Raw genomic sequence first — 7,114 nt, 5'->3', positions numbered from 1 at the left:
CCATTTTTATTTAACCGGCCACCACCTATATCTACACGATTGTCACCACACACTTCCCTCCACGACCATCTTCCCAACTCCCCCAGCCGGCCGACCGCGGCGGCCCGCCCGCGACGATCGCGGCGACCGCGTCGGCGTCGTTGAGGCCGCCGCCCGCGGCGAGCGTGTCCGCCGCATGCGCCTCGACCGTGTCTCCCGGGACGTCACCGAGCACGACGGCCACGCCGCCCTGGGCCCAGCGGGTGCTGCCGGCGTCGGTCGCGTCCTTGGTCACCACGACCACGCGCAGCCCAGCCGCGGCGGCGTCGAGCGCGGCCGTCAGCCCCGCGACGCCGCTGCCGACCACCACCAGGTCCGCACCCGCCTCCCAGGTCACTCGCCACCCCCCGGCTGACCGATCGCGATCATCCGCTCGACGGCGGCGCGCCCGCGCGCGGCGAGCTCGGGGTCGACGTGCACCTCGTCCGTCCCCTCGCGGACGCTGCGCAGCAGCGCCATGGGCGTGATCATCTTCATGTAGGTGCAGCTCGCGCGCTCGTTCACGGCGCGGAAGTCGATCTCCGGGGCGGCCCGGCGGAGCTGGTGCAGCATGCCCACCTCGGTCGCGACCAGCACCGACTTGGCGTGCGAGGCGCGCGCCGCGTCGACCATCCCGCCGGTCGAGAGGATCTTCACCCGGTCCGCGGGCACGGTGCCCGACCCTGCGAGGTAGAGCGCCGACGTGGCGCAGCCGCACTCCGGGTGCACGAAGAGCTCGGCGTCGGGGTGCGCCTCGGCCTGCGCGGTCAGCTCGGCGCCGTTGATGCCGGCGTGGACGTGGCACTCCCCCGCCCAGACGTGCATGTTCCGCCGGTCCAGGGTGCGCCGGACGTGCGCGCCGAGGAACTGGTCCGGCAGGAACAGCACCTCGCGGTCCTCGGGGATCGACGCGACGACCTCGACCGCGTTGGACGAGGTGCAGCAGATGTCGGTCTCCGCCTTCACCGCGGCGGTGGTGTTCACGTAGCTGACCACGACGGCGCCGGGGTGCTCGGCCTTCCAGGCCCTGAGCTCGTCGACGGTGATCGAGTCGGCGAGCGAGCAGCCGGCCCGCGCGTCCGGGATCAGCACGGCCTTCTCCGGCGAGAGGATCTTCGCCGTCTCGGCCATGAAGTGGACGCCGCAGAACACGATCGTCTCCGCGTCGACCTCGGCCGCGATCCGGGACAGCGCCAGGGAGTCGCCCACGTGGTCGGCCACGTCCTGGATCGCCGGCAGCTGGTAGTTGTGCGCCAGCAGCACGGCGTCCCGGCGCCGCGCGAGCTCGCGCACCTCGTCGGCCCAGCCGGGGTACGGGACGCCGGTCCCCGCCTGCACGTCAGCCGTCACGGTCATCGCTCGTCCTCCTCGGATGTTTTCGCCTGTTGGTCGAAAACAGGGCGATCGTAGCATCGCGGCCGCCCCGAGGACACCGTCCGCGTGACCCGGAACTCACCTGTCCGTAACCTGCGCGTCCCGGAACGGTCGGTTCGCCCGGATCACCGCGGCGGCCCCTACGATCGGCGCATGCCCGCCCGTCCCACGGGCCACGAGGTGCTCGCGGCCGTCCTGCAGGTCCGTGAGGACGCCCTCCAGGTGCTGCTCTGGCAGCGTGGCAAGGACCCCGACCGGGGCCGCTGGGCGCTGCCGGGCGGCACGCTCGGCGACACCGAGGACGTCGAGGAGTCGGTGCGCCGCCAGCTCGCCGAGAAGGTCGACGTCCGCGGGGTCACCCACGTCGAGCAGCTCGGCGTGTTCAGCGCACCGGAGCGGGTGCCCGGCATCCGGCTCGTCGCCACGTCGTTCCTCGGGCTCGTCCCGTCCGACGTCGACCCGGCCGTGCCGGCGGACACCGCCTGGTTCCCGGTCGACGACCTGCCAGAGACGGCGTTCGACCACGCCGAGATCGTCCACGACGCGCGGGACCGCCTGCGCGCCAAGCTCTCCTACACCAACCTGGGCTTCGCGCTCGCCCCGCGGGAGTTCACGATCTCCGCGCTCCGCGAGCTCTATGTCGCCGCGCTCGGGCACCCGGTGTCGGCGACCAACCTGCAGCGGGTGCTCACCCGGCGGCACGTCCTGGCGGCCACCGGCGAGACCGCGCCGCCGGGGCCGGCCGGCGGCCGTCCCGCCGCGCTGTTCCGGTTCACCGAGCGGGCCCTGCGGGTCACCGACGCCTCGGCCGTGCTCCGCCCGCCGGGCACCCGCGACTCGGCAGGCGACGGCGCGGTGCGGCCCGTACCGTGACGGCGTGGTCGCGACGATTCCCCTCTTCCCCCTGGGCACCGTGCTGATGCCCGGGGCGTCGCTGCCGCTGCACATCTTCGAGCCGCGCTACCGCCAGCTCACCGTCGACCTCGTGACGGGGGCGGTGCCGGACAAGGAGTTCGGCGTCGTCGCCGTGCGGGAGGGGCACGACCCCGACGTCCACGGCCTCGACGCGCTGCACGCGATCGGGTGCACCGCCCGGCTGCTCGACGTGCGGCGGCTCCCCGACGGGCGCTACGACGTCGTGACCTCCGGCGCGCGGCGGTTCCGCCTGCTCGACCTGGACGCGGAGGTCAAGCCCTACCTCTGTGGTGCCGTCGAGTTCGTGCCCGACGACAAGGAGACCTCCGAGTCGGACGACCTGACCCGGATGCTTGCCGGCGCCGCCCGCGCCGCGCACCGCGCCTACTGCGCCACCGCCTGGAAGAACGACGACTGGTCGGAGCCCGCCCACGAGGTCGCGACGGCCGAGCTCGCGCACGTCCTGGCCGCCGACTGTCTCCTGCCGCTCGAGGACCGGCAGGCGCTGCTGGAGCAGACCTGCCCGGTCGAGCGGCTGCGCATGGTGCGGCTGCTCATCGCCCGCGAGCGCGGCCTGCTGCAGCAGCTCCGGGCGGTGCCCACGCCGATGAGCACCTTCGCGGAACCCTTCGGCCCCAACTGATCCGGCGCGTCACTCCCAGCCGAAGCGGCCGCGCAGCTCGTCGGCCACGCGGTCGAAGCGGCCCCGGTCGAGCACCGCGCCCTCCCGGCGGATGTCGTGCTCGCCGACCTCGAGCACCCGGTCGAGCCGGATGAAGGACTCGCGGCCCTCGCGGTCCCACCCGCCGGACCCGATCGCCACCCAGTCCGGGTCGCCCTCGCGCTTGTGCTGGCTGGACAGCATCAGCCCGAGCAGCTCCCCGCCCTGCCGCCCGACGACGAGCAGCGGCCGGTCCTTGCCCTGGCTCGCGTCCTCCTCGAACGGCACCCAGGTCCAGACGATCTCGCCCGGGTCCGCGGCGCCGTCGAGCTCGGGCGCGTAGGCGATGCGCCGGGCCCGGTCGCCCGTCGGCGCGGTGCGGACCCCGCCGTGGCCCTCCGGCGCGGGGCGGGCGGGCGCGTCGTCCGCCTGCGCGAGGAGCCTGAAGCCCACGTCGACCGCTTGCTTGAGCAGGTTGCCCCAGTCCATGGTCGACAGCATCTCATCGGTCCACCGATGAGTTTCCGGCGCGGCGGTAGTTCCATGCAGCGACACCACAGCAGCGACACCACAGCAGCGACACCCCACCGCACAGGGAGGAACCACCATGGACTGCAGGCTCGAGGTCGTCGTCGTCCCCGTCTCCGACGTGGAGCGCGCGTACGAGTTCTACGCCGGCAAGCTCGGCTTCACCGTCGACTCCGACTTCCGCCCGAACGAGCACTTCCGCGCCGTGCAGGTCACCCCGCCCGGGTCCGCCTGCTCGATCGTCTTCGGCACCGGTCTCGGCGGCGGGGCGACGGCGGGCTCGTTGCAGGGCTGCCACCTCGTCGTCACGGACATCGAGAAGGCGCACGCCGAGCTGGAGGCCGCCGGCATCGAGAACAGCGGGCCGCAGCACTTCGTCGACGGCGCGCAGACGGCCGGGGTGCACCCGGAGCACGAGGACTACGGCACCTTCGTCTTCTTCGCCGACCCCGACGGCAACTCCTGGGCCCTCCAGGAGATCCGGACGCCGAAGCGCTGATGTCCCCGACCGGTCCCGTCGACCTGGAGGCGGGCCTCGCCCGGCACCGGCGCGAGCTGCACGTGCACTGCTACCGCATGCTCGCGTCGGTGTCCGACGCCGAGGACGCCGTCCAGGAGACCTACCTGCGGGCCTGGCGCGGGCGGGAGGGGTTCGACGGCACGCACCTGCGGGCCTGGCTGTACCGGATCGCCACCACGGTCTGCGTCGACGCCGCCCGCGCCCGGGCACGCCGCCCGGCGTCGGCGGCCGAGGTGGCCTGGTTGACGCCCTACCCGGACACCCTGCTCGAGCCGGCGAGCGCCGAGGAGGAGCCCGACGCGCTCGTGGTCGCGCGGGAGACGATCGAGCTCGCGTTCCTCGTGGCCCTGCAGGTCCTGCCGCCCCGGCAGCGGGCGGCGCTGCTGGCCCGCGAGGTGCTGGGGCTGCCCGCGAAGGAGACCGCGGAGATGATCGGGACGAGCGTGGCCGCGGCGAACAGCGCGCTGCAGCGGGCGCGGGAGACGCTGCGGACCCACCTGCCGTCGCACCGCGACGACTGGTCCGCGCACGAGCCGAACCCGGCGGAGAAGGAGCTGCTCGAGCGGTTCATCGCGGCGCACGAGCGGCACGACGCGGCGGCCGCGCTCGCCGCCGCGGCCGCGGACATCCGGGTCACCATGCCGCCCGCGCCCTTCTGCTTCGAGGGGCACGACCGGCTCCGGACGCTGCTCGACCGGGCCTTCGGGCCGGACCGCGACGGCGACTGGCGGCTGCTGCCGACCGGCGTCAACCTCATGCCCGCCGCCGCGAGCTACCTGCGCCGCCCCGGGGACACGGTGTTCCGCCCGTTCAAGCTCGACGTCCTGCGGGTGGAGGGCGACCGGATCGCGGAGATCACGACCTTCGGCTGGTCCTGGTTCCCCGCCCTCGACCTGCCCGACACCCTGTGAGTGGCGATAGTCGCTATAGCGACTATCGCCACTCACGACGAGCGTTCGCCGTGGCGGGAGCAGCGGGCGGTCCAGCCGAAGGGGTCGACCTGGACCACCATGCGCCGGGCGCACTCCGGGCAGAACCGGGGCGGCTCCAGCTCGCGCTCGCGGGCGCAGCGGGCGTGGTCGCCCTCGCCCGCGGGCACACCGCAGCGGTCGCAGAAGGGTGCCGTTCCCACGGCGCTCACAACGTCTCGTTGAGGGCCTTGATCGGCATCTCCAGCTCGCCGAGCAGGTCGATGTCCGACTCGGCCGGCCGCCCGAGCGTCGTCAGGTAGTTGCCGACGATCACGGCGTTGATCCCGCCGAGCAGGCCCTTGCGCGCGCCGAGGTCGCCGAGGGTCAGCTCACGCCCGCCGGCGAACCGCAGCACCGTGCGCGGCAGCGCGAGCCGGAACGCCGCGACCGTGCGCAGCGCGTCCGGCCCCGACATCGGCTCGAGGTCGCCGAACGGCGTGCCCGGGCGCGGGTTGAGGAAGTTCAGCGGCACCTCGTCCGGGGTCAGCGAGGCGAGCTGCGCGGCGAACTCCGCGCGCTGCTCCAGGCTCTCCCCCATCCCGACGATCCCGCCGCAGCAGACCTCCATGCCGGCCTCGCGGACCAGCCGCAGCGTCTCCCAGCGCTCCTCCCACGTGTGCGTGGTGACGACGTTCGGGAAGTGCGAGCGCGCGGTCTCGAGGTTGTGGTTGTAGCGGTGCACGCCCATCTCGGCCAGCGCGGTGACCTGCTCGGGCGTGAGCATGCCGAGGGAGCACGCGACGTTGATGCCCACCGCGTCCTTGATCGCCGCGACACCCGCCGCGACCTGCGCCATCAGCCGCGTGTCCGGCCCGCGCACCGCCGCGACGATGCAGAACTCCGTCGCCCCCGTCTTCGCCGTCTGCTTGGCCGCCTCGACCAGCATCGGTACGTCCAGCCACGCCGAGCGCACCGGCGACTCGAACAGCCCCGACTGGGAGCAGAAGTGGCAGTCCTCGGGGCAGCCGCCGGTCTTCAGCGAGATGATCCCCTCGACCTCGACCTCCGGCCCGCACCAGCGCATCCGCACCTCGTGAGCCAGCTCCAGCAGGGCGTCGAGCTCGGAGTCGGGGAGCCGGAGGACCTCCAGGACCTGCTCCTCCGACAGCCCCTCGCCGCGCTCGAGGACCTGCTCACGGGCACGGGCGAGGATGTACGACGTCGCTGTGGTCACGAGTGCGAACTATGCCAAACACCACCCAGTGCGGGGGCGAGGGTGTGACGCGCGACCCGGGCGAATTCAGCCGGACGAAGGGTCCCGCTCCGTTCGGGCAGCGCCCCGAGGAGTGGCACCCCGGTGACGGCGGGCAGGTCGGCGAGGTTGCACCGCGCGGCCAGGTCGGGCTCCTCGGGCCAGGCCCCGACGACGACGCCGGCGCACGCGATCCCGCGGTGCGCCAGGGCCTCGGTGGTCAGGGCGGTGTGGTTGAGCGTGCCGAGCCCGGCCGCCGCCACGACGAGCACCGGGGCGCCGAGCTTCGCGGCGACGTCGGCCAGGGTGCCGTCGGGCGTGAACCGCACGAGCAGCCCGCCCGCGCCCTCCACCAGGACCAGGTCGTGGTCCGCGGCGAGATCGCGGGCGGCGTCGACGGCCGCCCCGGGCGTGACGGGCGGGAGGCCGGCGCGGCGGGCGGCGGTCTCCGGGGCGAGCGGGTCGGGATAGCGCGCCAGCTCGGCGGTGGTCACGCCGGGGACCAGCGCCGCGACGGCCGCCAGGTCGCCGGGTTCGCCGGGGGCGACGCCGGTCTGGGCGGGCTTGAGCACCGCCACCCGCTCCCCCGCCGCTCCGGCCAGGGCGGCGAGCGCGGCCGTGACGACCGTCTTGCCCACGTCCGTCCCGGTGCCGCTGACCACGAGCACCCGCCCGGTCACGGGCGGACCTGCGCGAGCACCTCGTGCAGGACCTCGCGCACGCGGCCCAGCTCGGCGGCGGTGAGGTCGGCGCGCGCGGTGAGCCGCAGCCTGCTCGTCCCCTCCGGCACCGACGGCGGCCGGAAGCACCCCACCCGGACCCCGCGCTCCAGACACCGACCGGCCGCCTCGAACGCCACCACCGGCGACCCGAGCACCACGGGCACGACCGCAGACCCCGTGAGCGGCAACTGCCCCTCTAGGGGCAGTTGCCGC

General features: G+C 74.2%; 9 protein-coding genes and 2 pseudogenes. 4 read left to right on the top strand and 7 right to left on the bottom strand.

From position 1 onward, the window contains the following. Window positions 1-100: 100 nt before the first annotated feature. Both AB0B41_RS42075 and nadA read right to left on the bottom strand, forming a co-directional pair. Window positions 101-376 (bottom strand): annotated as a pseudogene (locus AB0B41_RS42075) (FAD-dependent oxidoreductase); the annotation flags it as partial. Further along, window positions 373-1,374 carry a quinolinate synthase NadA gene (gene nadA / locus AB0B41_RS42070; protein WP_358212696.1) on the bottom strand — a complete coding sequence of 334 codons (1,002 nt, stop codon included), beginning with the start codon at window positions 1,372-1,374 and terminating at the stop codon, window positions 373-375. The pseudogene AB0B41_RS42075 and the gene nadA, both read right to left, overlap by 4 nt. A 171-nt stretch (window positions 1,375-1,545) precedes the next feature. Here nadA and AB0B41_RS42065 point away from each other — a divergent pair, with 171 nt between their 5' ends. Both AB0B41_RS42065 and AB0B41_RS42060 read left to right on the top strand, forming a co-directional pair. Further along, the gene (locus AB0B41_RS42065; protein WP_358212695.1) at window positions 1,546-2,265 is read left to right on the top strand and encodes an NUDIX domain-containing protein; all 720 of its coding nucleotides are present in this window, start codon (window positions 1,546-1,548) and stop codon (window positions 2,263-2,265) included. A 4-nt stretch (window positions 2,266-2,269) separates the two neighbouring features. Beyond that, entirely contained in the window at window positions 2,270-2,950 is a 681-nt protein-coding gene (locus AB0B41_RS42060; RefSeq protein ID WP_358212693.1) for an LON peptidase substrate-binding domain-containing protein, read from the top strand. Window positions 2,951-2,959: 9 nt separating this feature from the next. On the opposite strand, the gene AB0B41_RS42055 is transcribed toward AB0B41_RS42060, so the two are convergent. Continuing rightward, on the bottom strand, window positions 2,960-3,469 hold the full coding sequence (locus AB0B41_RS42055) for a type II toxin-antitoxin system PemK/MazF family toxin (RefSeq protein ID WP_358212691.1): 510 nt from the start codon (window positions 3,467-3,469) through the stop codon (window positions 2,960-2,962). 106 nt (window positions 3,470-3,575) lie between these two features. Between AB0B41_RS42055 and AB0B41_RS42050 the strand changes: the two genes are divergently transcribed. Together AB0B41_RS42050 and AB0B41_RS42045 are read left to right on the top strand one after the other, a co-directional pair. Beyond that, entirely contained in the window at window positions 3,576-3,995 is a 420-nt protein-coding gene (locus AB0B41_RS42050) for a VOC family protein (RefSeq protein ID WP_358212689.1), read from the top strand. Next, entirely contained in the window at window positions 3,995-4,927 is a 933-nt protein-coding gene (locus tag AB0B41_RS42045; RefSeq protein WP_358212687.1) for an RNA polymerase subunit sigma-70, read from the top strand. Before AB0B41_RS42050 ends, AB0B41_RS42045 begins: the two co-directional genes overlap by 1 nt. A 32-nt stretch (window positions 4,928-4,959) precedes the next feature. Here the strand turns inward: AB0B41_RS42045 and AB0B41_RS42040 are convergent, their stop codons facing one another. From AB0B41_RS42040 to AB0B41_RS42025, 4 genes and pseudogenes are all read right to left on the bottom strand, one after another. After that, window positions 4,960-5,157 (bottom strand): hypothetical protein, encoded by a 198-nt coding sequence (locus tag AB0B41_RS42040; protein WP_358212698.1) that lies wholly within the window; start codon window positions 5,155-5,157, stop codon window positions 4,960-4,962. After that, entirely contained in the window at window positions 5,154-6,161 is a 1,008-nt protein-coding gene (bioB, locus tag AB0B41_RS42035) for a biotin synthase BioB (RefSeq protein WP_358212685.1), read from the bottom strand. Before bioB ends, AB0B41_RS42040 begins: the two co-directional genes overlap by 4 nt. Beyond that, window positions 6,158-6,859, bottom strand: coding sequence for a dethiobiotin synthase (gene bioD / locus AB0B41_RS42030; RefSeq protein WP_358212683.1), 702 nt, complete (start codon window positions 6,857-6,859; stop codon window positions 6,158-6,160). Before bioD ends, bioB begins: the two co-directional genes overlap by 4 nt. Further along, window positions 6,856-7,114 (bottom strand): annotated as a pseudogene (locus tag AB0B41_RS42025) (hypothetical protein); the annotation flags it as partial. The pseudogene AB0B41_RS42025 and the gene bioD, both read right to left, overlap by 4 nt.

The organism is Pseudonocardia sp. NPDC049154, assembly GCF_040648315.1.
Lineage (GTDB): Bacteria > Actinomycetota > Actinomycetes > Mycobacteriales > Pseudonocardiaceae > Pseudonocardia.
Note: the sequence above shows the minus strand (reverse complement) of the source record. Positions and strands in the feature narration are given on the sequence as shown.

Coding starts and splice junctions, on each gene's coding strand:
- nadA (WP_358212696.1), bottom strand. CDS start 1,374: ATGACCGTGACGGCTGACGTGCAGGCGGGGACCGGCGTCCCGTACCCC.
- AB0B41_RS42055 (WP_358212691.1), bottom strand. CDS start 3,469: ATGCTGTCGACCATGGACTGGGGCAACCTGCTCAAGCAAGCGGTCGAC.
- AB0B41_RS42050 (WP_358212689.1), top strand. CDS start 3,576: ATGGACTGCAGGCTCGAGGTCGTCGTCGTCCCCGTCTCCGACGTGGAG.
- AB0B41_RS42045 (WP_358212687.1), top strand. CDS start 3,995: ATGTCCCCGACCGGTCCCGTCGACCTGGAGGCGGGCCTCGCCCGGCAC.
- AB0B41_RS42065 (WP_358212695.1), top strand. CDS start 1,546: ATGCCCGCCCGTCCCACGGGCCACGAGGTGCTCGCGGCCGTCCTGCAG.